25 protein-coding genes are annotated in these 25,881 nt (G+C 63.6%); 6 read left to right on the top strand and 19 right to left on the bottom strand.

What is annotated here, in order from left to right; genetic code table 11:
- Nucleotides 1-2 precede the first annotated feature (2 nt).
- From AC56QP_RS25245 to AC56QP_RS25235, 3 genes are all read right to left on the bottom strand, one after another.
- Nucleotides 3-1,100, bottom strand: a complete 1,098-nt coding sequence (locus tag AC56QP_RS25245; protein ID WP_489862999.1) for a putative B6 ABC transporter permease subunit 2 — start codon at nucleotides 1,098-1,100, stop codon at nucleotides 3-5.
- On the bottom strand, nucleotides 1,097-2,665 hold the full coding sequence (locus tag AC56QP_RS25240; RefSeq protein WP_489863000.1) for a putative B6 ABC transporter ATP-binding protein: 1,569 nt from the start codon (nucleotides 2,663-2,665) through the stop codon (nucleotides 1,097-1,099). Before AC56QP_RS25240 ends, AC56QP_RS25245 begins: the two co-directional genes overlap by 4 nt.
- 77 nt (nucleotides 2,666-2,742) lie before the next feature.
- A complete protein-coding gene (locus tag AC56QP_RS25235) occupies nucleotides 2,743-3,717 on the bottom strand; it encodes a putative B6 ABC transporter substrate-binding protein (RefSeq protein WP_244529561.1) in 975 nt (324 codons plus the stop codon).
- A 153-nt stretch (nucleotides 3,718-3,870) separates the two neighbouring features.
- Between AC56QP_RS25235 and AC56QP_RS25230 the strand changes: the two genes are divergently transcribed.
- Nucleotides 3,871-4,296: a hypothetical protein gene (locus AC56QP_RS25230; protein WP_489863001.1), complete on the top strand. Its 426-nt coding sequence runs from the start codon at nucleotides 3,871-3,873 to the stop codon at nucleotides 4,294-4,296.
- Between the two features lie 37 nt (nucleotides 4,297-4,333).
- On the opposite strand, the gene AC56QP_RS25225 is transcribed toward AC56QP_RS25230, so the two are convergent.
- From AC56QP_RS25225 to AC56QP_RS25185, 9 genes are all read right to left on the bottom strand, one after another.
- A complete protein-coding gene (locus AC56QP_RS25225) occupies nucleotides 4,334-5,344 on the bottom strand; it encodes an ABC transporter substrate-binding protein (protein WP_489863002.1) in 1,011 nt (336 codons plus the stop codon).
- Nucleotides 5,345-5,381: 37 nt separating this feature from the next.
- Nucleotides 5,382-6,197 (bottom strand): ABC transporter permease, encoded by an 816-nt coding sequence (locus AC56QP_RS25220; protein WP_489863003.1) that lies wholly within the window; start codon nucleotides 6,195-6,197, stop codon nucleotides 5,382-5,384.
- Entirely contained in the window at nucleotides 6,194-7,024 is an 831-nt protein-coding gene (locus AC56QP_RS25215; protein WP_489863004.1) for an ABC transporter ATP-binding protein, read from the bottom strand. The genes AC56QP_RS25220 and AC56QP_RS25215 overlap by 4 nt, the downstream gene beginning before the upstream one ends.
- 130 nt (nucleotides 7,025-7,154) lie before the next feature.
- Nucleotides 7,155-8,084 carry a 5-formyl-3-hydroxy-2-methylpyridine 4-carboxylate 5-dehydrogenase gene (gene fhmpcd1 / locus AC56QP_RS25210; RefSeq protein WP_489863520.1) on the bottom strand — a complete coding sequence of 310 codons (930 nt, stop codon included), beginning with the start codon at nucleotides 8,082-8,084 and terminating at the stop codon, nucleotides 7,155-7,157.
- On the bottom strand, nucleotides 8,084-8,704 hold the full coding sequence (locus AC56QP_RS25205; protein ID WP_489863005.1) for a glutathione S-transferase family protein: 621 nt from the start codon (nucleotides 8,702-8,704) through the stop codon (nucleotides 8,084-8,086). The genes fhmpcd1 and AC56QP_RS25205 overlap by 1 nt, the downstream gene beginning before the upstream one ends.
- Before the next feature lie 26 nt (nucleotides 8,705-8,730).
- On the bottom strand, nucleotides 8,731-9,138 hold the full coding sequence (locus AC56QP_RS25200) for a RidA family protein (protein ID WP_056582478.1): 408 nt from the start codon (nucleotides 9,136-9,138) through the stop codon (nucleotides 8,731-8,733).
- A 9-nt stretch (nucleotides 9,139-9,147) separates the two neighbouring features.
- Complete coding sequence (locus AC56QP_RS25195; RefSeq protein ID WP_497100997.1) at nucleotides 9,148-10,281, bottom strand: LVIVD repeat-containing protein; 1,134 nt, start codon at nucleotides 10,279-10,281, stop codon at nucleotides 9,148-9,150.
- A gap of 80 nt (nucleotides 10,282-10,361) precedes the next feature.
- Nucleotides 10,362-11,513 (bottom strand): cupin domain-containing protein, encoded by a 1,152-nt coding sequence (locus AC56QP_RS25190; protein WP_489863007.1) that lies wholly within the window; start codon nucleotides 11,511-11,513, stop codon nucleotides 10,362-10,364.
- 290 nt (nucleotides 11,514-11,803) lie between these two features.
- Entirely contained in the window at nucleotides 11,804-13,432 is a 1,629-nt protein-coding gene (locus tag AC56QP_RS25185; RefSeq protein ID WP_489863008.1) for a GMC family oxidoreductase, read from the bottom strand.
- 200 nt (nucleotides 13,433-13,632) lie between these two features.
- On the opposite strand from AC56QP_RS25185, the gene AC56QP_RS25180 reads away from it, so the two are divergent.
- The 5 genes from AC56QP_RS25180 to AC56QP_RS25160 all read left to right on the top strand — a co-directional run bounded on the left by AC56QP_RS25180 (nucleotide 13,633) and on the right by AC56QP_RS25160 (nucleotide 18,943).
- Nucleotides 13,633-14,310 (top strand): FadR/GntR family transcriptional regulator, encoded by a 678-nt coding sequence (locus AC56QP_RS25180; protein ID WP_256751587.1) that lies wholly within the window; start codon nucleotides 13,633-13,635, stop codon nucleotides 14,308-14,310.
- 46 nt (nucleotides 14,311-14,356) lie between these two features.
- Nucleotides 14,357-15,898 carry a GMC family oxidoreductase gene (locus AC56QP_RS25175; RefSeq protein WP_489863010.1) on the top strand — a complete coding sequence of 514 codons (1,542 nt, stop codon included), beginning with the start codon at nucleotides 14,357-14,359 and terminating at the stop codon, nucleotides 15,896-15,898.
- A 199-nt stretch (nucleotides 15,899-16,097) separates the two neighbouring features.
- The gene (locus tag AC56QP_RS25170) at nucleotides 16,098-17,561 is read left to right on the top strand and encodes a phospholipase D-like domain-containing protein (protein WP_489863011.1); all 1,464 of its coding nucleotides are present in this window, start codon (nucleotides 16,098-16,100) and stop codon (nucleotides 17,559-17,561) included.
- Nucleotides 17,562-17,671: 110 nt separating this feature from the next.
- A complete protein-coding gene (locus tag AC56QP_RS25165) occupies nucleotides 17,672-18,472 on the top strand; it encodes an endonuclease/exonuclease/phosphatase family protein (protein ID WP_489863012.1) in 801 nt (266 codons plus the stop codon).
- A gap of 123 nt (nucleotides 18,473-18,595) precedes the next feature.
- A complete protein-coding gene (locus AC56QP_RS25160) occupies nucleotides 18,596-18,943 on the top strand; it encodes a hypothetical protein (protein WP_489863013.1) in 348 nt (115 codons plus the stop codon).
- On the opposite strand, the gene AC56QP_RS25155 is transcribed toward AC56QP_RS25160, so the two are convergent.
- From AC56QP_RS25155 to AC56QP_RS25125, 7 genes are all read right to left on the bottom strand, one after another.
- The gene (locus AC56QP_RS25155) at nucleotides 18,888-20,393 is read right to left on the bottom strand and encodes a glutamine synthetase family protein (protein WP_489863014.1); all 1,506 of its coding nucleotides are present in this window, start codon (nucleotides 20,391-20,393) and stop codon (nucleotides 18,888-18,890) included. The two genes, AC56QP_RS25160 and AC56QP_RS25155, sit on opposite strands and share 56 nt — an antisense overlap.
- A 35-nt stretch (nucleotides 20,394-20,428) precedes the next feature.
- Complete coding sequence (locus AC56QP_RS25150) at nucleotides 20,429-21,529, bottom strand: branched-chain amino acid ABC transporter permease (RefSeq protein WP_489863015.1); 1,101 nt, start codon at nucleotides 21,527-21,529, stop codon at nucleotides 20,429-20,431.
- Nucleotides 21,530-21,531: 2 nt separating this feature from the next.
- Nucleotides 21,532-22,431, bottom strand: coding sequence for a branched-chain amino acid ABC transporter permease (locus AC56QP_RS25145; RefSeq protein WP_489863016.1), 900 nt, complete (start codon nucleotides 22,429-22,431; stop codon nucleotides 21,532-21,534).
- 8 nt (nucleotides 22,432-22,439) lie between these two features.
- The gene (locus AC56QP_RS25140) at nucleotides 22,440-23,144 is read right to left on the bottom strand and encodes an ABC transporter ATP-binding protein (protein ID WP_489863017.1); all 705 of its coding nucleotides are present in this window, start codon (nucleotides 23,142-23,144) and stop codon (nucleotides 22,440-22,442) included.
- A 52-nt stretch (nucleotides 23,145-23,196) separates the two neighbouring features.
- Complete coding sequence (locus AC56QP_RS25135; protein ID WP_489863018.1) at nucleotides 23,197-24,351, bottom strand: ABC transporter substrate-binding protein; 1,155 nt, start codon at nucleotides 24,349-24,351, stop codon at nucleotides 23,197-23,199.
- A 43-nt stretch (nucleotides 24,352-24,394) separates the two neighbouring features.
- Nucleotides 24,395-25,120 (bottom strand): ABC transporter ATP-binding protein, encoded by a 726-nt coding sequence (locus AC56QP_RS25130; protein WP_489863019.1) that lies wholly within the window; start codon nucleotides 25,118-25,120, stop codon nucleotides 24,395-24,397.
- A 165-nt stretch (nucleotides 25,121-25,285) separates the two neighbouring features.
- Entirely contained in the window at nucleotides 25,286-25,870 is a 585-nt protein-coding gene (locus AC56QP_RS25125) for a helix-turn-helix domain-containing protein (RefSeq protein WP_489863020.1), read from the bottom strand.
- Nucleotides 25,871-25,881 lie beyond the last annotated feature (11 nt).

Below are 25,881 nucleotides of genomic sequence, written 5' to 3'. Positions count from 1 at the left end.
CCTCAGGCCTTTCTCGATTGGCTGTAGCGGTGATCGACATACTCGGCGAGAGCGAGCACGATCAGCACGATGGAGACCAGCACCAGGGTGAAATGATTGGGCACGCCAAGCCGCCGCGCCGCGCTCTCGCCGCCGATCGACAGCACCGAAAGCAGGAACACGAAACCGATGGCCGCAAAGCCGTTCATGCGGGCGAGAAACACGGCGGGGATCACGGCAAGCCCGTAGGCGGGATTCCAGTCGGCGCGGACATTGCCCTGCACGCCGATGATGTCGACGGCGCCGGCAAGGCCTGCCAGCCCGGCCGAAATGGCGAAGACAGCGATGGTCAGGCCGGGAACGCCAAGCCCTGAGTGAACCGCCGCGCGTGGGTTGGCGCCGACGATCCTCAGCTTCAGCCCGAACGCCGTGCGCGTCATCACCAGATGCACGATGATGATCGCCGCCAACCCAAGCAGCAGGCCGCTGGTGACGGTCGTTTCGAACAGGCGCGGCAGCCGGTCTTCCACCGGCAGCGTCCGGGTCTGCGGCACGGTCGTGCCTGGATCGCGAAACACCAGCTTGACCAGTACATTGGCGAGCGACGTACCGAGGAACGTCATCATCAGCGTGGTGATGATCTCGTTGACGCCCTGGTAGGCACGCAGCAGCGCTGGCACCAGGGACCAGGTCATCGCCACCACCATGGCAATGAGGAACGAGCAGAACAGCGCCAGCCAGGCCGGCATGATCTGAACGAACACTGGGGCGCTGGCCGCCGCCGTCACCGCGCCGAGCAGGAACTGGCCGTCGCCGCCGAGATTCCACATGCCGGCGCGAAAGGCCACGATGAGGCCGGCGGCAAGAAACAGCAGTGGCGCCATGCGCGTCAGCGTCTGCTGGATGCCGAGCGGCGAGAACAGACCTTTCTCCAGCACGTAGCCATAATAGGCGAGCGGGTCGACGCCGACGGCAAGCAGGATGCAGCCGGCGATGACGAGAGCGGCAAGGATCGGGCCGAGCGTCATCAGCAACCGATGCAGGATGTCGCGGCGCGTCGCCGCCCCGCTCGTGGCATCGAGTGCGGTCGCACTGACTGTGGGCGCGGTGTCGATGCTCATGCGGCAAGTCCGATCATCAGGCGACCGACCTTGGTGCGGGCGTCGTCGGCATTGTCGACGATACCGACCAGCGCTCCGTTCGCGATGACGGCGATGCGGTCGCACATGCTCAGCAATTCCTCGAGGTCGGTGGAAATGAGCAGCACGGCAAGGCCACGCGCCGCCGTGTCGCGGATACGCTGGCGCGACGCGAGTGTGTTGGCGAGATCGAGCCCATAGGTTGGCTTGTTGAAGATCACCACCTTGGCGCCCTCTGCCAGTTCGCGCGCCAGAAGCACCTTCTGGATGTTGCCGCCCGACAGCCGGGCGACCGGCGTCTTCAGGCTTGGCGTGCGCACGTCGTATTCGCGCACGAGCTGGGCGGCGCGCTTGTCGATCTCCGCGCGTTGCTCGACGCCGTTGCGCCACAACGGGGCCGCGCCGACCTGCTTGAGGAAGAAGTTGATCGAGACCGGGAAGGTGCCGACAGTGCCCTCGCCCAGCCGGTCGTCGGTCAGGTAGCGAAGGCCGCGCTGGCGGCGTTCACCGACACTCAGCGTCTCGATGGCGGCGCCGTCCAGCCGCACCGAACCGCCGGTGGTCGCGCGCTGGCCGGCCAGCGCTTCCGCCAGCTGTTTCTGGCCGTTGCCGTCGATGCCGGCTATGCCCAGGATCTCGCCTGGGCGGATGTCGAAGGAGATCGACGACAGGCCTGGTGCATTGTCCGTCGGCGCGATCGCCAGATCCGCGACCTGAAGCAGCGGAGCCGCTTCGGCGTGGACTGTACGGACCGGACGCTCAACAGCTTCCGGATCATCCTTCTGCTTGCCGAACATCAACTCCACGATCTCCGAGATGATCTCCTGCTCGCCCAGTGCCCGAAACCGCTCAGGCGGGATCTCGCCGACCTTGCGGCCGAGCTTCAGCACCGAGATGCGGTCGCCGAAAGCCGCCGCCTCCTTCAGCTTGTGGGTGATGAAGACGATCGCCAGGCCCTGCTCGACGAGGCGGCGCATCAGCGCGCCCAGTTCGTCGATGCCCTTCGGCGTGAGCATGGAGGTGGACTCGTCAAGAATGAGCAGACGGCTGTTGCGCACCATCGCACGCAGGATCTCGACCTGCTGCTGCTCGCCCAGCGAAAGCTCCGATACCTTGGCATGCAGCTTGATGGTGATGCCGAGCGTGCTCGTGATCTCGGCGACGCGCGCCGCCAGTTCCTCCGTCCTGGGGCGCTGCCACCACGGTCCGCCAAGCAGGAGGTTTTCCGCCACCGTCAGCGTTGGCACCAGCATCATGTGCTGGAATACGGTCCCGATGCCGAGTGCCAGCGCATGGCGTGGCGAGGTGATCGGGGTCGGTTTGCCATCGACCAGTATGCGTCCCTCATCCGGCTGCTGCAGGCCCGACAGCATGCCGATCAACGTCGATTTTCCGGCGCCGTTCTCGCCAAGCAGCACATGCACCTCGCCCGGACGGATCGCCAGGTCGATGCTGTCATTGGCGACGATGCCGGGGAACCGTTTGGTCACGCCTTCGAGCGCGACGATGTCGCGCCCGGAAGCAGACGATGAAGAAAAACCGCTCATGAAAACCCAGCACCAGAAAATGGGAATCGTCCGGAGGGGTGAATGGATCACCCCTCCGGCAGCCGACCTTGGTCGCCTTACTGGGCGACGCTTGTCATCAGCGCCCTGACGGCCGCCGCGTCATAGACCGGATCGACCGCGATCTTGCCGGAAATGACGTCTTCGCGCAGCGCCTGGATTTCTGCCCAGACATTATCCGGGATCGCGGCGGTTTTGAGAAGCTTGACCGAGTCGTCCTTGAGGCCGATCGTATAGTGTTTGGTGCCGAACGTGTCGGCCTTCAGGTCGGCGATCATCGCCGCGTAGACCGGCTCGATGTTCCACACCACCGACGACAGCAGGAAGCCCTTGTCGATCGGCGACTTGTCACCGATGACGTCGATGAAATAGACCTTGCCGCCATCGGCTGCCTTGGTCGTCTCGACCGCCTGCAGCATGCCGAAGCTCGAACCGTTGCCCTGCCCGAAGATGATGTCGGCGCCCGATGCAATCACGCTTTCGGTAACGCGCTTGCCACCGGCCGCATCGCTGTAGGCGGCCGGTCCGATCACCGCATAGGTGATCTTGACGGCCGGGTTTTCCGCCTTCACGCCCTGCGCGAACGCCGCCGACTGCGAATTCCACGATGGCGGCTCACCCGACACCACGATGCCGACCGACTTGGAGCGCGACATCTTGGCGGCGAGACGGCCGGCGAGATAGGCGCCCTGGTGGCCGCTCAGCGTGTAGTCGGCGACGAGACCCTTCTCCAGGCCATTCGGCGTGTCGACGATCGCCACCGGAACTTTCAATTCCTTGGCGATCTCGGGCGCCGAGGTGTTGTAGCCGCTGGCGTGGGCAATCAGCAGGCTGGCGCCGTCGGAGGCAAGTTCGCGCAATGTCGGACGAACATCGCCATAGCCGAGGCCCTGGGCCACGACCACTTCGACGCCGGCGGCCTTGCCCGCCGCCTTGGCGGCGTCGATGCCTTGCTGGTTCCAGCCATAATCCGTGCCTTCTTCAGGCGTCAGGATAGCAATCGACTTGATCTCGGCGGCAAGCGCACCGCTCATCAGGACGCTGCTCAATATAACCGCACTTACACTGCTCTTAAGAAGCTTTAACATGTTACCCTCTCTGTTTGATCTACCAATCAATATTCTTATTGTTATTGCGCGAAAGCGAGATAGACTGCCCAAGAAAATTACATATGGAGCTCAGGCAAAGTGAAAATCCGTCATGTCCTTCCGGTGATGCTGGCGTTCTCGTCCTCCGCCAACGCGGTTGAGTTGCACCATGTCACCGTCCGCACCGGCACTGACGGGCTCGACATGATGCCGTTGACGATTTCGAATGCGGGCGGCGAAGGCCTGTCCTGCAACGCCGACTTCGCCCACTGGTATTCAGCCGGGATCGCGACGGTCGAACCGGGCAAGAGCGCCCGCGTCGAACTCTGGTTCGATGCGAAGACCGGCACGTTTACGCTTCTCAACGACAAGCGCGAAAACCTGCCCGTCGAGCGGCTTTGGTGCGGCCTGTCGGGCCGCGCATATGCCACCCGCGTGCAGATCACACTGGATCGCGCCGACGCCGCCAGAGGCGAGCGTGCCGTGTCCTGCGCCATGGCGCAGGACAGCCTGGTCTGCCGGTAGGCGGTCATCGATCTGTCCGCTCGAACACCACGCGCCCCTATTCTTTCGCCAGGAATGTATCGGTGAAGACGTCGTCCGCGGACAGGGCTGCCTTGAGCACGCCCTGATCCATGAGCGTCTTCAAGGTTTCCTCCCACTGCGTCTTCGTCATCCAGCCGAGACCGTGTTCCTTGGTATCGGGGCTGGTGAACGTCGATGCGATGTCGGCCTTGATCTGCGCCAGCAAGACGTCCTTCTTGTCCGCATAACCCGGGGCGGCCTTGGCCGTGATCTCGGCGGCCTCTTCGGGATGAGCAACGACATAGTCGAAGGCTTCCTTGTAGGCCTTGACGAAGCGCTGCACGATTTCGGGCTTGTCCTTGATCATCTTCTGCGAGGTGAACAGGCCAGAGCCATAGGCCTTCCAGCCGTAATCCGAGCCCATCATGATGCTGAGCGAACCGGGACCGCCGGCCTTGGCCTCCAGTTCGGGAACCTCGGCATCGACATAGCCGACCACGGTCTGGACACGACCGAGCAGCAGGTAGCTCTCATAGGGCGGCGAGACGCTGTTCAGCGTCATATCCTTTTCGGTCAGGCCGTTGGCGGCCAGGAAGCCCTTGAAGAAAATGTAGGTGGAGCCGGCGGGGTGAATGCCGATGGTCAGCCCCTTGAGATCGGACGGCTTTGCGAGCTTCACCGTCTTGGCCAGCGAAATGACTGCCAGCGGCGAGTGCTGGTTGACGGCCGCCAGCGCCACGACCGGAACATTCTGCGACCGTGCGACGGCAAGCGTGGGAAGATCGCCGAATCCGAAATCCGCGTTCCCGTTGCCCACCAGCCGCATTGCGTCGGGCGAGCCCGACCCCTTGCGGATCTCGGCCACATCGATGTCGTTCTTGGCGAAGAAGCCTTTTTCCTTGCCGACGAAGAACATGGCGTGATTGCCGCGCACGACCCAGTCGAGCTGGACGTTGACCTTGTCGGCCGCCAGGGCCGCACTGGAGAAGCCGATGGCTCCGACAAACGCCGCGAAGGCAGCGGCCTTGATAAATGAGCGTCTCAGCATTTTTTTTCCCCTTATGTGGCGTTGGTTGTTCGAGGGCCTAGGCCTGGCTGAATTTCGGCGCCCACGGCACCACGATGCGTTCGAGAATTTCGGCTGCGTAGTAGAAGGCGATGCCGAGCACGGAAACGAGCAGCAGCGCCGCAAAGACCAGCGCCGTATCGAGCTGGGTCGAAGCGAACTGGATGACGTAGCCGAGACCGTCCGAGGCGCCGGCGAATTCGCCGACAATGGCGCCGATCACACTCAAGGTCGCGGCGATCTTGGTTCCGGCCATCAGGTTTGGCAGCGAGTGCGGAACGCGGATCCTGAACAGGATTTGCGTCGGACTGGCGCCGACCGAATTCATCAGCGACAGCAGCGAGCGGTCGACCGACTGCATGCCGGCCAGCATCGACAATGTCACCGGGAAAAAGGCAATGACGAGGATCAGGCCGATCTTGGGCGCGAGCCCATACCCGAACCACAGGATGAAGATCGGCGCGAGCGCCACCTTGGGCACATTCTGGAACAGCACCACCAGTGGATAGAGCGCTCGACCCAGCCAATCGAAACGCACGATGACCAGCGCGATGGCAATGCCGACCACGACCGATACCAGGAAGCCGAACAGGATCTCGCCTGCCGTCACCAGCGTCGCCTGCATCAGCGTACCCCATTGCGCGACAAGCGATTGCGCGATCTCGGTCGGGGCGGGAACGACGAAGGAGGATATGGCAAAGATCCGCACCGCGGCTTCCCACATCACGATCGTCACCAGCAGGAGGATGACTGCCGGAAGCCAGCTGCCCGTCGCGGCACTCCAGCCCGAGACGAGCCGCGGTTCGGAAAGATTGGTGATGGGTTGCTCGCTCAAGACGCGCCTCCCGGCTGATGGCTGGAGCGCAGCATCGTGCGCAGTTGCACCACCAGCCTGACGAACTCCGGATCTTCGGTGACCGACAGGTCGCGCGGATAGGGCAGCGCGATATCGAGGCTCTCGGTGATCCGCCCCGGCTTGATCCCCAGCACATGAACATGGCGCGACAGGTGAATGGCCTCGTCGATGGAATGGGTCACGAGCACGATCGTCTTCCCGGTGCGCTGCCAGATCTCCAGCAGCGATTGGCCCATGGAATCGCGGGTGATGGCGTCGAGCGCACCGAACGGCTCGTCCATCAGCAGCACCGCCGGGTCGAGCGCCAGGGCTCGGGCGATGGCGACGCGCTGCCGCATGCCGCCCGACAGTTCGTTTGGGCGCTTGTGGGCGGAATCGCCCAGCCCCACCAGCTCCAGCATCTCCTGCCCGCGCGCCCGCAACTGCGAGCGCGACAGCGACCTGTCGGCGATGCCCAGCAGCATCGAGGCATTGTCGACGGCGTTCTTCCACGGCAGCAGGTTGGCGTCCTGAAAGACGAGGCCGATCATCCGCTTACGCGTCGCCTCGGCCGGCGCGAGCCCGGCGATCGAAACGCTGCCCTGGCTCGGCGGCACCAGCCCGGCCAGCACCTTCAGCAAAGTGCTTTTCCCGCAACCGGAAGGACCTATGAGGGATACGAACGATCCCTTCGGCACCGAAAGATCGATGTTCTGGAGGACCAGTTGCCGGCCCATGACCACCGAAACGCCCTTGGTCGAGATGAGGTCGTCATGGCGGATGTGGGATGGTCTGTCGCCGGCGGCCCGGATGGTTTCAATGCGCATGGCTGGTCGCCTCGCGCGCTGTTCCCGGCCGTGCCGGTGCCGTCCTGATTGCGAAGACGGCTTTCGCACAAACGGCCGAACGGCGGAACTCACCAAACCGGCCGGCCCTCCGCGCGCTGTGTGACATTGGCTACTCTCGGCCTTCCAGGATGCGCCGCACCGCGACGAGCTTGCGTGCCCGTTCGCCTTGCAGCGCCTTTGTCTGCTCGGGTGTGTAGGAGAACATCCCCTCGCCCGACTTGATGCCGAACTTCGACGCGCCGGTCTTCTCCAGCACCATCGGCGCGACATCGTCGCGGTTGGAGAGGTCGGCATTCAGGAAGGACGAGACGGACTTGTAGATATCCAGCCCCGCCATATCGAGCAGCGCCATGGGTCCGATGACGGCGATCTTGTAACCGATGCCCCAGGATACGCAGGTGTCGAGATCTTCCGGCTCGATGACGCCGCGCTCGACCAGATCGACCGCCTCGCGCAGCAGCGCATACAGCACGCGGTTCTCGACGAAGCCCGGAACATCCTTTTTCACCACCACCGGCAGCAGGCCGATCGAGCGGATAAGGTCTCGGATCGTCGCCACGGTTTCAGGCGCGGTCTTTTCGCCGCCGATCACCTCGATCATCGGAATGATGTGCGGCGGGTTCGACCAGTGCATGCCCACCATCCGCTCGGGATGCGAGATATGCGCCTGCAGTTTGGTGATTGGGATGCCCGACGTGTCGGACGCGACGATGACCGACGGGCCGATCAACGGATCGATGTCGCGATAGGTCTGCGCCTTGATGTCGATAGTCTCCGGCACGTTCTCAATGACCAGCTCGGCGCCATCGACGGCCTCGGCGATCGTCTCGACGAAGCGCACGCTGCCGGCGCCTGTCCCTGGCGATTTGATGTCGAGACGGTCGAGCACGCCGCCGGCAAGATCAAGCATGCCCCGGGCACGCTCGACTGCCCCCGGCGAAACATCATACGCCGTGACATCGAGCCCGCCACGCGAAAGCCGCGCGGCAATGCCCGGACCCATCGTACCCAATCCGATGAGGGCGGCGCGCCTGATCATCATGCGGCCTTTGCCGGGGCCGCGGCGGTCGCCGCCTTGAAGGCCGGGCGAGCGGCGATCGCGGCCACCCAACGCTCCAGATTGGGCATCGATGGCCGGTCTATCTTGAAGTCGACGCAGCGCTTCAGGATCGGCGCGCAGGCGATGTCGGCAAGGGTCAGCTTGCCGAGCGCCAGAAAATCCTTGCCGGCCAGGTGGCCGTCGATGATCTTGAGCTGCGCCACAAGGTCCTTCACCTGTTCCTTGTATTCGGCGGTCTGTTCCTCGGGCGTGAGCTTCGCGCCCTTGAAGGCAGCCAGATAGCCAGGATTGACAGCAGCCAGCAGGAAATCCATCCAACGCTCGACTTCGGTCTTTTCCGCCGGCGTGGCCCCATTCAAGTGTTCGCCGCCGGATGCCGCGAGATAGCGCAGGATGGTGTTGGATTCCCAGATCACGGTGTCGCCGTCGACCAGCGTCGGGACCTTAGAGGTCGGGTTGAGCGCCTTGTATTCCGCCGTCTGCGTGTTCTCGAACTGGCGGCCGTAGTCCTCACGCGTGTACGCGGCGCCAAGCTCCTCGAGCATGAAGAGCACCTTTTGAACGTTGCCTGATGTCTGGCGGCCTAAGAGCTTGTACATATCGTCTCCTCGATTGTGTCCAGGGCCTACTTGCCCGCCGGCAGCGGCTTGTAGACGATGGCGTCCATTTCGATCTTGGTGTTGATGACCGCCTTTGCCTCGACGGTCGTGCGCGCCAGCACCGCGTCGCCGATCCCTTCGAGGAACGCCTTGTTGTAGCGGCCGAAATCGCGCGTATCCTCGAGATAGGTGGTGATCCGCACGACATCCGACAGCGTTGCGCCTTCATGCGCGATGACGCGCGCGATGGTCTTCAGCGTGGCCAGCGTCTCTTCCTCGATCGTGCCGCTGATCATGTTGTTGTTCTCGTCCTTCGGCACCTGGCCGGAGACGAAGATGAAATCGCCGGCACGCACCGCCGGATGAAACGGCAGGTTCGGATTCTTGTTGCCGATGGCGTAGTGGCTGGCGGATTTTCGCGTGCTGTCGCTCAATGCCTGCTCCTAGAGAACGCTGGTTTCGATGATGTCGACGCCACGGATGCGGTCGATCAGATAGACGATGCCCCGGTCATCGATGGTCACGTCGTTGGACGAGGACCGCTCCGCACCTTCCGGCGCGTCGGGCATGAAATGGCCGACCTCCTTTGGCGCGAATGGGTCGGCGATGTCGACGAGCCGCAGCCCCTGCGCGAACCATGCAAACGGAATGACCGTGCCCTTGAACCGTTCGGAAGGCTGATGGCATCCCGTCATCGGCGGTTGCGGTGCGCCGTCCGGGTCGAGGCCCGGCACCTGGAAGGTCGAGATCGGCAAGGGGTTCGTCTCGTCGGTGATATCGTAGATCCAGGTAAAGGCCGGCGCCGAGGGTCGGAGTTTGGCGACATCCTCGTCTGCCACCACCATGATGTTACGACCCTTGAGCAACTGCGGGATGGGCAGGCATGTGTGCGTGGGATGCGGAAAGCTCGGGCTTGAATTGACGTGCGAGACCAGCTTCGGCTTCGTGATGTCCGAAATGTCGAGGATGAACAGGCCGTGATGCCAGTAGCTGACATAGAGTCGGTCGCCCATGCGCAGCGGATGGTGGCAACGCGGCGTGACATAGTCATGCCAGGGGTATTCTTCGCCACCGCCGGTCCACTGGCCGGGAATCCACCAGCGTCCGACCTCGACCGGCTTCGTGGGATCGATCAGGTCGAGGATCATCACGATGTTGCCGACATAGCCGTCGGCGGTCGGCGAGATGTAAGCGTAACGGCCGTCGAAGTCGTAGCGGTGGACGCCCTTGCCGCCGGTTACCCATTTCGAGATGAGCTTGGGCTGTGCTGGCTTGGTGGTGTCGTAAAGCGCCAGTCCGCCGCCGAAGTCGGCCGGGCCTTCGCTGCCGAAGCGCTCGTGGTTGATGATCATCAGCCCGTCCTTGGCGCGCACCTTGTGTGAGTGCCAGCCGGGGGGGACATCGATCGTCGTTATCTTGCGCGGATTGCGCGGGTCGGAAATGTCGACCAGCGTCGTGCCGCTCGGCGGCCGCATGTGGCCGATATAGAGGATGTTGCCGTCGACCCAGACCTGGCCGCCGCCTGGGCAGTCGACATGGCCGATCTGCTTGGTGTTGAACGCCGAAACCAAATGCATACGCCCTTGCTGCTGAAACGTCTTTTTCGATGTCCGCGCCGCCATTGGCGGCGCGGACATTGCTTGCCGGAGGACCGGGATCAGGCGAGGCGAAGCAGATCGCCGGCCTGGTTGCGGCCCCAGCGCTTGTAGAGAAGCAGCGCCTTCTGGGTCGGCGCGTCGGTCGCGCCGAAGAAGATCACCGGCTCCGTCGCGGAGCCATTGACGTGCTCGACCCACGAGCCACCCGGAATGGCGATGGTGTCGAACTGGTTCCAGTCGTAGCGCTTGCCGTCGATGATCGAATGGCCGCTGCCGCGGAACGGCGCCAAAAGCAGGCTGGCGGTCTCCCGCTGCGGCAGCGTCTTCTCACCTGGACGCAGCATCTGAACGTAGAAATTGATGGTGCGGAAGACCGGTCCGCCGGTGGTCGGATCGATGTAGTCGACGACGATGCCCTCATGGGGGTCGCCATCCCAATCCTTGTGGGCGTCGAGGACCGCTTCCATCTTCTCCCAGCGATAGACATACATCGGCGACGACAGGCCGCCGCCGCGCTTGTGGTCGACGAAGCGCGGCATCAGGCCACCCTCGCCATAGATGCGCTGTGAGTAGTCGTTCGGATAGCGCGCGGTCTGCACCTTCTTCTCGATTTCCTTGCCATCGACCATCTCGGTGTATTTGTGGTCGAAATGGACGGCGTGCAGCGTCTCGACCAGCGGCAGGTCGAGCACCGACAGGTTGACCGCCTGCTCACCGCCGACGGTGCCATGATTGTGCCAGGCGTCGTTGGGCGTCAGCACCATGTCGCCCGGGCCGAAGACCACGTCCTCGCCTTCGACGCCGGTGAAGTTGCCCTTGCCGGTCAGGCCGAAGCGGATGGCGCTCGGCGAATGCTTGTGCGGTGGCATGATCTCGTCCGGATCATTCAGGCGGTAGGCGGTGTACATGGTGCTGACCGATGCACGCTTGGGCGCAAGGCCAGGATTGACCAGGATCAGCGAACGGCGCTCGCTGTCGTCCATGGTCACCAGTTCGGCGGCGCGCTGCAGCAGCGGCTCGATGTCCGAATAGGACCAAACGAAGGGAATGGCCTTCGACGTCGCCATCAGCTGTTTGATCTCGTCATGGTCGACGCCTTCCGACGTCGCCCAGAACGGAAACATGTTCTTTTCGTAGAGAGCGTCATAGAGGCCCTTGAGGGCCGCCTTCTTGTTGGTCAGCCCATCGTTAGCTGGTTGCGCCAGGGACATATCGGACACCTCTCATCGCGAAGAAAATGCTTCTAACCAACTCAACCGTATTCGCATTGGTTTTGCTCGACAATCCCCAAATTGCGAAATTTTGAAGTTTTTGGTTGAGGTGCGTTTTCGAGAGGCAAATGCCCGAAAATAGGCAGAAAATGGCTAAAGAGCGCACAAAACAAGCTAGTGGATGCGAGTTGCGACCACCCCGCTACGGCCATGCACGATCACATGGCAGCTCAACCAATACAGATTTTAATCTCAACCAAAAGATTTTGGTTGCATTCCAGCCGCCATTGTCAGGCCGCTACGCTCTGTTGAGCGCGGCTGCGGATCAGATCCGCGGCCTTTTCGGCGATCATGATGACCGCCGCATTGATGTTGCCGCAGACGAGATCCGGCATCACGGAAGCGTCCACGGCACGAAGTCCGGCAACGCCGCGCACCCGCAATTCCGGATCGACCACCGAATCCGCATCGACGCCCATGCGGCAGGTGCCGGCCGGATGATGCACGGTGATCGATGTCTTGCGGATATGCTCGTCGATTTCGTCGTCGCTCTCGCATTTCGGACCGGGGAAGAATTCCGCGCCAACAAACGGAGCCATGGACGGCTGGCTGGCAAGGTTGCGCGCGACACGAAAGCCGGCGCGAAGCGACTGCCAGTCGCGCTGCGAAGACAGGAAGTTCTGATGGATCAGCGGAGCGGCGAGCGGATCGCTCGACGCCAGGTTGACGCTGCCGCGGCTTTCCGGCTGCACGGCGACGATGCGTGTCGCGAAGCCATCGGCGAAGGGTGCCTTGAACGGCGGCATATAGGGCCACGCGGCAAGAGGTGCCGCGGTGAAAAGCAGCTGGACATCCGGCAACGGCCGGCTTGCATCGCTTTTCAGGAACGCCACGACCCCGCCAGGCACATCTCCCGAAAAGCCCTTTCCGGTGAGATAGGTCTTGACGAAATCGAGCCCGATGCGATCGGCCCGCATCATCTTGAGAAACGGTCCCGGCTGCTTGCGCCGATACATCAGGATGACAGAAACGTGGTCCTGCAGGTTCTTGCCGACCTGCCGGCGATCGACCTTGGTCTCGATGCCATGTGCCGCAAGTTCGGCGCTGTCACCGATTCCCGACAGCATCATGAGCTGCGGCGTATTGATGACGCCACCGGCAAGCAGGACCTCACGCCGTGCCACAACCTCGTGTGTCGCGCCACCCCTGGTGTAGGCGATGCCCGTCGCACGCCCGTCCCTCAGGAGAATCCTCGTCGCCATCGCGCCGGTCAGCACCTTGACGTTGCCGCGGCGCATGGCTGGACGCAGATAGGCGGACGCGGTCGAGCAGCGGCGGCCGTTCGCAATGGTCATCTGCAGGCGGCCGAACCCCTCCTGTATGGCGCCGTTGTAGTCGTCGGTCTGCGGATATCCGGCATCCCGACTGGCCGTGGCGAAGGCATCGATCAGTTCATCCTTGTAGCGGCAGAACTGGGTGCTCAGCGGCCCGCTGCCGCCGCGATAGCGGCTTTCGCCCTTTTCCCAGCGTTCCTGCTTCTTGAAGTAGGGCAGCACCTTGTCGAACGACCAATCGGTCAGTCCGCTTGCCGCCCAGCGATCGTAATCGCCGCGATTGCCGCGCACGTAAGCCATGGCATTGGTGGATGAAGAGCCGCCGATGACCTTGCCGCGCGCGCATTCGACCTTGCGCCCGCCGACATTGGCCTCGGGCTCGCAGAAATACATCCAGTCGTGACGGCGCTCGGTCAGGATCTTGCCCCAGCCGAGCGGGATGTGGATCATCGGATCGCGGTCCCATTCCCCTGCCTCCAGCAGCAGCACGGAAATCGCGGGGTCCTCGCTCAGCCGGTTTGCCAGCACGCAGCCGGCCGAACCCGCGCCGACAATGACGTAGTCAAAGGTTTCGCCAGCCGGCATGCGTGATCCTCGGGAGAAGGACAGCCGCGATGGCGGCCGTCAACGAAGTCAGTCAACCATCGCGCAACTGGTGTTGTCAACCATCGCATGCAGATGTAGATTGGTTGAATTGGTTGAGTGCCGTTTCCATCAGGTTTCGTGTCACAATATGATAACCGGACGTTGAGTCGGCACCTGCCGATCGGACAGGAGATTTGGTTTTGAGCGCATTCGAGCCGCAGGTCGAACCATCGGATCTCGACGACATCATTGCCGCGGTCCGCCAGTTGCAACAAGGCGGCGGCAAACTTCCGTCCGAGCGCGATCTTGCGGAACATCTGAGCGTGAAGCGCCATCAGCTTCGCAAGGCGCTTGAGGTGCTGCGCCATTCAGGCGACCTCAAGCCGGCGCGCGCCAGGCGGGCGCCGACCGCCCTGCCAAGATATGGGGAGGAACTGGTCAGGGTAACCAACCCGATCGAGGTTCTGGAATTGCGCCTGCTCATGGAGCCCGGTCTCGCCCGGCTGGCATCGCTGCGCGCCTCCTCCTTCGAGACGGCGCGGATCATGGACGCCGCAACCACGCCGGAGAACGCCCCCTCGGGCGCGGTCGACTTCGCCTTCCATCTCGCCATCGTCGCCGCTGCCCGCAACCATCTCGCCGCGGAATTCTACAAGATGCTGCGTCAGGTCGGGGTCGATGCACGGGTGAAGATCGCACGTACCGCCGCACCCACCTGCCCCAAGCGGATCGCCGAGCGCGATGGCGAACATCGTCTGATTGCCGAGGCGATCTCGCAGCGCGATCCCGAGGCGGCGGAAGCCGCCATGCGCGCGCATTTGCTGTCCGTGCAAAGACAGATCACGGAACGGTCGAATGCCGGCGCTTTTGCCGCGTGATCGTTGCACGTTCTAGCCAATCAGCCTGCTCGCGGGGACTTTCAAATTGACGCGTCATTTCGATGTGCTGGTCGTCGGCGCGGGATCCGCCGGGGCGGTGGTGGCCAGCCGGCTGAGCGAGGACAGCTCGTGCCAGGTTGGCCTCATCGAGGCCGGCGTCATGCCGTCCGATCCGGATATCGCCGACCCTCTGAAATGGACGATGCTGCAAGGCCGCGCCTACGACTGGGCCTACCGGACCGTGCCGCAACCGTTTACCGCCAACCGCGTCCATGAATGGCCGCGCGGAAAAATCGTCGGCGGTTCGAGTTGCCTGCATGCCATGGCCTATGTGCGTGGCCATCCCGATGATTTCGAAACCTGGGCGCAAGCCGGCGGCGAACGTTGGTCTTATCGAGGACTGTTGCCGGGCTTTGTCCGCAGCGAAGCCTTCACGGCCTTCGACGCGCCGACGCGCGGCCGGAACGGACCGCTGGACGTGTATCTGCCGGACGCCGAGGTCAGTCCGGTCGTGCGTGCCTACATCGCCGCCGGGCGAGCCATGGGGGTCCCCACTTTGACCGACCACAACAGCGGCGAACTGGTCGGCACCAGCCCCAATTCACTCAACATCCGCGACGGCAAGCGCCTGAGCGTCGCCGACGCCTATCTGTCCCCGGAGGTCATGGCGCGACCGAACCTGACCTTGCTCACGGCCCACGAGGTCGAGCACTTGGTGCTGGATGGTCACCGGGCCACCGGCGTGGCCGTCGTCTGCAATGGAGATCCCATGACGGTCTGCGCCGACAAGATCGTTCTTTGTGCCGGCGCGGTGTCCTCGCCGCTTGTCCTCATGCGGTCGGGCATCGGCGATCCAGACGCGCTGAAGCAGGCGGGGATCCGCTGCCTTGCCGACCGGCGCGATGTCGGCCGCAACCTGCAGGACCATCTGCTGGCGCTCGGCAATGTCTACGCCGCGAAAAAGCCGGTGCCACCATCCCGCCTGCAGCACTCCGAATCGCTGATGTACCTGCACAGCGACGACCTGACACGTGCCGCGGGAAGTCCCGACATCGTGCTCGGCTGCGTCGTCGCTCCCTCAGCGGCCGAGGGCCTGAATGCCCCGTCCTACGGATCCGCTTTCACGATCCTGTGCGGCGTCACCCATCCAACGAGCCGTGGGCGCATCGCACCGGGCGGGGCGGGCCGTAAAGATGCGCCGGTCATCGACCCGCATTATCTCGAAACCGAACACGACCGCACGGTTTTCCGGATGGCCTTGAAGACCGCGCGCATGGTCGGCCATCATGCGGCACTGGACGAATGGCGCGACGTGGAGGTTCTGCCGGGATCATCCGTGCAATCGGACGACGATCTCGACGCTTTCATCGCCAAGGCAGCCTCCACGCATCATCACCCCGCCGGCACGTGCCGGATGGGCAAGGATGCCGACGCCGTCGTCGACCCCGACTTGCGGCTGAACGGCTTCGACAACATCTTTGTCGTCGACGCGTCGGTGATGCCGACGATCCCGAGCGGACCGATCAACGCCGCGATCGTCGCCATCGCGGAAACCTGGGCGGGGTCTTCACCGGCCTCGGCATCGTGATCGCCGATTCCGCGCCGACCCACTGGGACCAGTTGTCCGGTACGCGGCTCTGCGCTGGGGTATTTATCGCCGCCTGTCCGATATCATCAAATCCTGCGCCACCGATTCCGGCCTGAGACGCTGGCCAGGCCGGCGGCAAGCATGCTGGGCATGATCGGCCGCATTGCGTTCTGCAACCGCTCGCTGGATAGTCCCGGCAATGTTGCAGACCCTGGCGACTCACTGGCCGCAAATCCTCGCGATCATCTCCGTGGTGATGGCGACCGTCGGCATTATCCACGCCGTCATGACTAAGGAGGATGTCCGCGCGGCCACCGGCTGGGTCGGCGTGATGGTGCTGTCGCCGATCCTTGGCGTGCTGATCTATGCCGTGGCCGGCATAAACCGCATTCGTCGCGCCTCGATCAGCGCGCAGCGCCCGCTGGCCAACGACGCCGCATCCGCCAAGCAAGACCGCGACATCGCCGCTGAAGAGGCCCTGATCATAGAGCGATACGGGCCACGGTTCACCGGCTTGAGGACACTGGGCGACAGGGTGGCGCGGCGCCCGCTCAAGCCGGGAAATGCGATCACGGTGCTGGAGACGGGCGACGAGGCCTATGCCGCCATGTGCGCCGCGATCGATGGAGCCGAGCGCAGCATCCTGCTCGAGACCTATATTTTCGACAATGACGCCGTCGGCCTGCGCTTCGTCGAAGCGCTCGCCGGCGCAGTCCAGCGCGGCGTCACCGTCCGCGTGCTGATCGATGCCGTCGGCGCCCGCTACTCCGTGCCAAGCATCCTGGGGCATCTGCGCGATTCCAACATCACCGCCGATGTCTTCAACGGCAACATCGTCATGGGCCTGCGCCTGCCCTACGCCAATCTGAGGACGCACCGGAAAATCCTCGTCGTCGACGGCACGATTGCCTTTACCGGCGGCATGAACATCCGCAAGAGCTTCTCTGCCGAGTTCGCCGGCTCCAGCAGCGCCAGGGACACGCATTTTCGGGTCACCGGCCCGGTTGTCGCCGATCTCTTCTCGGTCGCCGCCGAGGACTGGCGCTTCGCCGGCAACGAGGCGCTGAAGGGCGATGCCTGGCGAATTGCCCCGCTGACGCCGGCCCCCGGCCTGCCGATGCTGGTGCGGGCGGTGGCGTCCGGTCCGGACGCCAGCATCGAGACCAACCACAAGCTGCTGATCGGCGCATTCTCAGTCGCCCGCAAATCGATCCGCCTGATGTCGCCCTATTTCCTGCCGGACCGCGAACTGATCAGCGCCTTGACGACCGCGGCAAGGCGCGGCGTCGAGATCGACATCGTGGTGCCGGCGGTGAACAACCTCTTCCTGGTCGATCGCGCGATGACCGCGCAGCTCGATCAGGTCCTCAAGCACTACTGCCGCGTCTGGCGCAAGGAGGGGCCCTTCGACCATTCGAAGCTGCTTTCGATCGACGGCGTGTGGGCCTATGTCGGCTCCTCCAATCTTGACGCCCGGTCGCTCCGGCTGAATTTCGAGATCGACCTCGAGATCCTCGACACCGGCTTTGCCAGCGAGATCGAGACGCGGATCGGGTCGGCAATCGCCTCCGCAGTGCCGGTCACGCTGGACTCCTTGCGGGCCCGGCCGTTCCTCATTCGACTGTTTGACCGGGTATTGTGGCTCGGCTCACCCTATCTCTAGGCAAGATTGGCTTGTTCGGGAGCCCGCCGTCATTGAACATACGCCGACGGATTCTATTTTGACGGTATCCAGGTTCTGAATTGAAGCCAGCAAGGACGAGCAGCACAGACATGCAGAGAACTGGACGCAGCCTCCCGGCAAGCATGCTTCTGTCCATCCGCGACAGGCGGATGCAGAAGGCAAACGCCAGCGCCCCCAAGAGGGCGGGTACGACCGGAACGCTGGTTGCCTCCTACAATGTCCACAAATGCATCGGCATCGACAGGAAGTTCGATCCCGAGCGGACCAGCCGCGTCATCCGCGAAATCGACCCGGATGTCATTGCACTGCAGGAAGCGGACAACCGCTTTGGCGACCGCGTCGGGCTTCTCGACCTGTCCCGTCTCGAACTGGAAACCGGCCTGGTGCCGGTGCCGATCGCGGCCAATGGCAAAGGGCACGGCTGGCACGGCAATGTCCTGCTGTTCAAGAAGGGCGTCGTTCGCGACGTGCATCAGATCAGGCTCCCGGGGCTGGAACCGCGCGGCGCCGTGGTGGCGGAAATCGATCTTGACGGAAACCGGACCTTGCGGGTCATTGCGGCCCATCTCGGATTGCTGCGCCGGTCGCGATCGCAGCAGGCCCAGGTCGTGCTGGATATCATGAACAGCCCCGACGAGACGCCAACGCTGCTGCTCGGCGATCTGAATGAATGGCGGCTTGGCAATCGCTCGTCACTGAAGACGCTGCATGTGACCTTCGGACCGCTGCCGCCGGCGGTACCCACTTTCCCGTCGAACCTGCCACTGCTGGCGCTCGACCGCATCATGGCCAACCGGCACGGGATGATCTCGGCCGTGGAAGCGCACGACACGCCGCTTTCGCGGGTTGCCTCGGATCACTTGCCGCTGACAGCGTTTGTTCGCTTGTAGGGCCATGGCCCCAGCCGTTGATGACGAGCTTGACGCCCTCCGCCCTGAAAAGCTTATGGGTCGCTATTGGAACGCTAAGTCCTTCCGCGAGTTGATGTAGCTGAAACCGCGAGAGGACGAGACATGAAAAAGTTATTCCTGGCTTCCATGGTGGCATTGGCCGCCACAGCCGCCGTCATAGCGCCAACGCAGGCCGCAAGCGTGATTATCCAGTCCGACGACAATAACCAGTATTCACCGGACGACCAGTCCGACAACGGCCAGATCGTCATTCGCCGCCATCATGACCGGCGGATCTATGACAACCAGGACAACCAGTATGGCAACGATCAGAACAGCGATGTGCAATACGGCGACTACAATGACGGCCAGTACCGTCGCCATCACCGGCATCACCGCTGCCATATCGAGCTGATCAAGCATTGGCGCCACCATCACAGGGTGATCGAGCAGGTCCGCGTCTGCGGCTGATCTGATCAGGCTCCAGCCAGACCGGCCGGTGAAAGCTGGCCGGTTTCGTTTTGCATCTCGAGCAGAAGTAGCGCTGCCACTCGAAGTCGGTGATATGCGACGCCTGCCAGGCATCGAAAGCCGCCTGCTCGGCCCGCCGGCTCTCGGCGTAATTGTCGCGGAAGGTCTCGCCGAAAGCGTCGGCGCAGAAGTCTGATGCGGCGAACGCCTCGATCGAGGCGTTCAACGTGCGCGGCAGTTTCGGCTTGTCGAGATTGGCGAGGTTCGATGTCACTGGCGCTTCGAGCGGCAGCTCCTTCTCGATACCCTCGCAGCCCGCCGCCAGAATCGCCGCGATCGACAGATAAGGGTTGATGTCGGCTCCCGGCGCACGGTGCTCCAGCCGGCAGGCGCCGTCGTTCGGCGTGGTGATGGCGCGGATCGGCGCGGTGCGGTTCTCGAAACCCCATGCGACGTCTTCCGGCGACCAGGCGCCACGGTCGAAGCGGCGGTAGGAATTGACCGTCGGCCGGAACAGGAGATGCGTCTCCTTCATCCGGTTCAGCACGCCGGCGAGGAATTTCTGGGCGACCGGCGTCAGCCGGTTCGGGCCGGCGGCGAAGGCCGGCTTGCCGTCGCGCCACAGGCTGACATGGTGATGCGCGCCGCAGGCGCTTTCCTTGCCCGGCGGCTGGAAGCGCGTCATGAAAGTGGCGACCAGGCCACGTTCGGCACAGAGTTCGCGCAGATGCAGCTTGGCGCGCATGGCGTCGTCGGCCGCCTGCAGCGCACTCTTCGGCGTCAGTGCATATTCATACATGCCATAGCCATATTCGGTGACCAGCGAGGCGACGCCGATGCCGATGCTCTTCATGCGGGTGATGAATTCAGCGGCAAAATCCTGGTACTCGCCGCTGCGCACCAGATCATAGTTGATCAGCGAATGCCCCCACGGCTTCAGCTCGCGGTAGCGCCCGGCGCGCATCAGGTCGTGGTCGGCGTGGAAGATGCCGAACTCGTATTCGAGCGCGAACATCGGCTCGTAGCCAAGCGCCTTGGCGCGTTCCTCGACGCGAGCCAGCACGCCGCGCGGATCGAACGGACAGACCGCTCCGTCGAGCATGTAGGAGCGCGTGATGGCCGAGGCGAATTTCGGCTTCCAGCCGTGGCGGACGACGGTCGCCGGATCGATGATCCCTTTGATGTTGGGAAAGCCGTTCTCCTCATTGGCGCTCGGCGATGCGAAGGCGACATCGCCCATCGGCTGGCCGTCGCCATGGGTGACACAATAGAGGATGGCGTTGATCGATTCCCCATAGGTCGAGAGTTTCAGCGGCGCGATCTTCGAGCGGAACGCTCCTGATGTGTCGACCGTGTGCACCTCGATAAACTCGACCCCGCTCGATGCCAATTCGCGCTGCAACGCCTCAAGCTTCGGCGCGTATTCCGCGGCCTTGTCCTCAAATTCCACGTTCAAACCTCCACCAGGAAAACCAAGGGGCTGCGCTATTTCGCGCTGCGCCTGAAAAATCGCGACAAGAGTTCGTCGAGTTCGTAGCGCCCGCTGATGCCGCTTGGCCGGAAGGCCATGCAAAGCACGATGACGACGCCGAGCGCCACGCCCGACAGTCCGAGCAGTTGCGGCAGCTGGATGCCGGCGATCGTCACGCCCGATTCGATGCTGCGGATGAATTCGAGCCCGACCGAAAGCACAATGACGCCGGTCACGGCACCTGTCACCGTCGCCATGCCGCCCAGGATGAGCATCGCCAGCGTGTTGAAAATCATCTGGAAGTAGAACAGCTTGGGGCTGATCGTGCCGGCGAAATAGGCGTAGAGCACTCCAGCCAGGCCGCAGATCAGCGCCGACAGCACCCATGACATCAGCCGCAGGCGCCGGGCGTCGATGCCAAGTGCGGCGGCGGCCTGCGGGCTCTGGGCGCTGGCCCTCAGCTGCAGGCCCCAGCGGCTGTCCTTGAACAGCCGCGCCAGCACGATCACCACGACCGAGAACACCATCATCCACGGCAGGCCAACCACCTTTGGAATGCCGAAGAAGGCCTGATTGCCCTTGAACAGATCGGTCCAGTTGAGAAACACCGAATGGACGATGATCAGCAGCGCCAAGCTGACGATGGTCGCCGCGACGCCCGACAGGCGGCTGATGACCTTGCCGCTGACGGCGGCAAGGATGCCGACCACGACAAGCGCGATGAGCGCCGACGATACCGGATCGAGCTGCAGCGTCGCGAAGCCGAAAGGTGCATTGGGGATCGACAGCTTCTTCATCGCCAGCGGCGTGGAGAGGATGGCGACGCCATAGGCGCCGAGACCGACAAAGGCGCTATGGCCGAGATTGGCGATGTTGCTGTTGCCCATGAACACTTGCAGGCCAACGACCACGATCAGGTTCACGAAGGCACCGAGCGCCAGATAGGTGTAATAGGTCGGTGCGAAATTCAGGATCAGCAACCCGACCATCAGCACCGGCAGCGACGTCACCAGCCCGCCGATCAGCGACCGCGTGAGGGAACCGCCGGGTTGCGCGACGGCGGCGGCAGGAGGCGCGGTACTTTCGATTGCCTGCGACACTTCAAATCTCGCCACCCTCAAATCTCCTTGTCGCCGAGTTCGACCCGCTGGCCGAGCAGGCCTTCCGGCCGGTAGACAAGCAGCGCGACGATGATCACGTAGGTGAGCGCATCCTTGAAGCCCCCATATTCCTGCGGCAGCGCGACTAGCAGGCCAACCTCGATGAAGCCGAGCAGCATGCCGCCAGCCGCCGCTCCCGGCAGCGAGCCGAAGCCGCCGATGACACAAGCGACGAATGCCTTCAGCACCAGGCTGAAGCCGAGATCGGGCGAGACGCTGCCACGCCGCGCGATGATGAACACGGCGGCGATGCCTGCCAGCGCGCCCGAAATCGCGAAGGCCGTTGCGATCACCCGGTTAGCCCTGATCCCCATCAGCCGCACGGTGGCGAAATCGCGCGATGCCGCGCGGATGGCCAGACCAAGCGTCGAGCGGTTGAGGAAGAGCACCAGCGCCAGAATGGTGAGGCCGGAAACGACCAGTTCCATCACCTGCAATGACGACACCGCGAACGGGCCGAAGAACCACATCTGGTTCAACCCGTTGAGGATCGAGACTGACTGCGGCTTTGGCGAGATCAGCAGCATGAACAGGTTCTGCACGACGATGCTGACGCCGAAAGCGGTCAGCAACCCTGTCGTCGTCGGCGCGTAGCGCACCGGCCGGAACGCCACCCGCTCGAAGGCTATCGCCGCCAGTGCGGCGGCGGCAACGGCGAGGAGTACGGCGACGATTGGCGACGTCAGCCCAAGGGCCGCCGCCAGGAGCACGCTGTAGGCGGAGACGCCGATGATTTCGCCATGCGCGAAATTGACCAGGCCCATGATCGAGAACACCACGGCGAGGCCGAGCGCGACCAGCGAATATTCCGCGCCGAAAGCCAGCGCGTTGAGAAGCTGCTGCAAGGCATAGTCCATGTCGCCGCCTACCCGCCAATATAGAGATTGAAGAGGCCGTGTTCGTCGGCGAGGCCTGCCGGCGGGCCGCTGTGGCGAAGCGTACCGGCGCTGACGACATAGACGCGGTCCGCGAAACGAAGCGCCTGCTTGGCGTTCTGCTCGACCACCAGCAGCGTCAGCCCCTCCGCCTTGAGCTCGCCGATGAAATCGAAGATCTGCACCACGATCTTCGGCGCCAGCCCGAGCGACGGTTCGTCGAGCAGAAGCAGCTTCGGCCGCGACATCAGCGACCGGGCGATGGCCAGCATCTGCTGCTCGCCGCCCGAAAGCGTGCCGGCCGCTTGGCCGTAGCGTTCTGAAAGCACCGGAAACAGCGCCAGGAAGCGCTCGATGTCCTGGCGTACGCCCTTCGGGTCACGCCGTGTCGCCGCACCGAGCCGCAGGTTCTCGCCGACCGTCAGATTGGCGAAGATGTGCCGGCCCTCCGGCGTCGAGGTCAGCCCAGCGCGAATGCGGTCCTCGGTGCGGACCCGCGAGATGTCCTGGCCGTCGAGAACGATGCGGCCGGAGGCCGGCGTGACCAGACCAGTCAGTGCGTTGATGGTCGAGCTCTTGCCGGCACCGTTGGGACCGAGCAGGGCGACAAGCTCGCCCCGCCCAACCTTCAGGCTGAGGTCACGCACCGCCGTCACCGCGCCGTAGCGAACGATCAGATTGTCGACCGTCAGCACGACTGGGCCTGCGCTGCGAAGGCTCGATCCATCATCACTTGACCTGCCTGCCTCAGTTCAGCGCCGGAACGAAGGTCGGTGGCGTATCGGAGATCAGCACCCGCTTGCCGTTCGAGAAGCCCATCACAGGCACCGCCTTGACCGGGTAGCCCTTCTTCTCGGCGAAAGAAATGACCGGCGCCGTGGTGCCGGGATAGCCACCCGGTGCACGGATCGCCTCGCGCAAGGCGGCGGGCTCGACGGTGCCTGATTTCTTCGCCGCTTCGTAGCTGATCTGCACCATGTCGGCGCCGAGTGCGTCGAAGATGCCGTTGATCTTGTAGCCATCGGCCTTGCACTGGGCCAGGAACTTGTCGATCGGGCTGTCGACGCCGGTCGCGCCATGGGTGGCGAACATCACCTTTTCCAGCGACGCCGGATCGCCAACGGTGCCTTCCAGCGATTTGTCGTCGAAGGCGTCGCAGCCGGCGACCCAGCCGTCATAGCCATTGGCGCGCAACTGGCGGATGAAAATGCCGACATCCGGCAGCACGCCGCAGATGTGGATGGCGTCCGGCTTCTGCGGCAAGGCCTTGATGCTGGCGATCTGCGGCGACCAGTCGGTGGTGCCCCAGGAATAGTTGAGCTTGGAGACAACCTTGCCGCCGAGATGCTCGAACACCTCGCCGAACCATTCCGGCAGCTTTTCCGAATAGGAACCGGCATCGGGCGAGACCATCAGCGCCACGCTGCGCGCGCCCTTGCCGTAGAGCGCGTTGGCTGTGGCCGCCCCGTTGATCGGATCCGGCACCGCGCCGGCGATGAAATTGTCGAGGCCGGCCTGCTGCATCTCGAGCTGCGTGTTCGGCGCGGAGAAGACCGTGGCGCCATAAGGCGCCGCGATCTGCGCGGTCGGGATCAGCGCGTCGGGGAATGGCACGCCGGTGATGATCTGCGCGCCGGCATCGAGGAATTTCTGGCCGAGCGAAACCGAAAGCTGCGGATCGGAACGATTGTCCTCGATCATCAGCTCGATCTTGGGATCACCGGCGCCCGCGGCCTTGTTCAGTCCGTCGGCCATGCAGCGCGCGCCTTCGGCCTCGCTGTAGGGTGCGTAGGTGCCGGTCATCGCCACCGCGAGCCCGATCTTCAGGTCGGCGGCACCGGCATGCGCCACCTGCGAAAGTCCCGCCGCGACGACCGCGGCTCCCAGAATCATCTTGTCCATTGAACCCCTCCTTCTCCCTTGTTGTTGCCGTTCCGGGGCGCCGTCACGATGTCTCGGACTGCCCGACATAAACCTCGATGACGCGCGGATCGCGCCACACTGCTTCGGTCTGCCCGGAGGCGATCACCTGGCCCTGGTCCATGACGCAGAGCCGGTCGCAAAGCCGGTTGATGAAGCGCAGATCGTGATCGATGACGATGGTGGCGCAGCCGACATCGCGGCGGATGCCCTCGATCGCCAGCGCCAGCGTCTCGGACTCGCCTTCATTGAGGCCGGCGGCCGGCTCGTCGAGCAGCAGCAGCGACGGACCGAGCGCCAGCGCGCGGGCGATTTCGAGCCGGCGCTGGCTGCCATAGGACAGCGTGCCGGCCGGAACGTCGGCGAAGCCGTCCAGTTGATATTGGGCAAGCAACTGGTCGACGCCGATGCGTGCCGCGGCATCCGGCCGAACGGACTGGCAGGTGATATGGGCGACCTCGACATTCTGCCGGACGGTCAATTCCCTGAACAGCCGAATGGTCTGGAACGTGCGCGCGACTCCCGCCCGTGCGCAATATTCGGGACCATGACCGGTGATTTCCCTGCCTGCCAGTCGGACACTGCCGGTGTCGGGCTTGAGCACGCCGGAGATGGCATTAATCAGGGTGGATTTGCCGGCGCCGTTGGGGCCGATAAGGCCGAGGATTTCGCCGGCCTCGCAGGACAGCGAGGCACCGCGCAACGCCTGCACGCCGCCAAAGGTCTTGCTGACTGACTCAACCGACAGCATCGGTCACATCTCCCATCCCGGCCGATGGCTATTTCTCCTGTCGGCCGGTCAACAGGATGCTAGACCTCCGACTTTTCCATAACAAGTATTTTTTTCCATTTTAGAAAATATTCTTGAGGCACTGCCTGTTCCGACCGGAATTCCACCCGGTCCGACCGACCAGGATCAGGCCCCAGCGCCGGCGGGAAGCCCGTCGCGTGGCACCGTGTTCGACATCAGCATGACGACCGGCTCGCCGCCCAGGGCGACATAGGCATGCTGCATTTCGCCGTCGAACAGGATGCTGTCGCCCGGCTGCAGCACCGTCGGATCATAGTGGATGGTGTGCAGTTCCAGGTTGCCGCTGAGCACGTGGATGAACTCTTCGCCGGAATGGCTGCGCCAGCCGCCATTTTCCTCGAAGCTCTTCGCCCGCAGCGTGACGCGCCAGAAAATGTTGGTCTTGTCGCGAAAATCGCTGCACAGGACCTCGAATTCCATTGCATTGCCCTGATGTAGGATGCCGCTGCCGGCGCGCGTGATCGAGCGACGCGCCTGCATGCCCGGCTTCGGGCTGAACAGGAAGGATGCCACCGGCACATGCAGCACGCCGGCGATCATCAGCGCGACGTCGACCGTCAGGCGGGCCTTGCCGTTCTCCAGCTTCGACAGTTGCGACACCGAAAGGCCGGAGCGTTCGCTGAGGTCGCGCAGCGTGATGTTGCGTTCCTTGCGCGCATCACGGATCTTGCTGCCCACACTGCCCTGCATCGCCCACGCCC

The sequence above is a fragment of the Mesorhizobium sp. RCAM 05104 genome (assembly GCF_059683645.1).
Note: the sequence above shows the minus strand (reverse complement) of the source record. Positions and strands in the feature narration are given on the sequence as shown.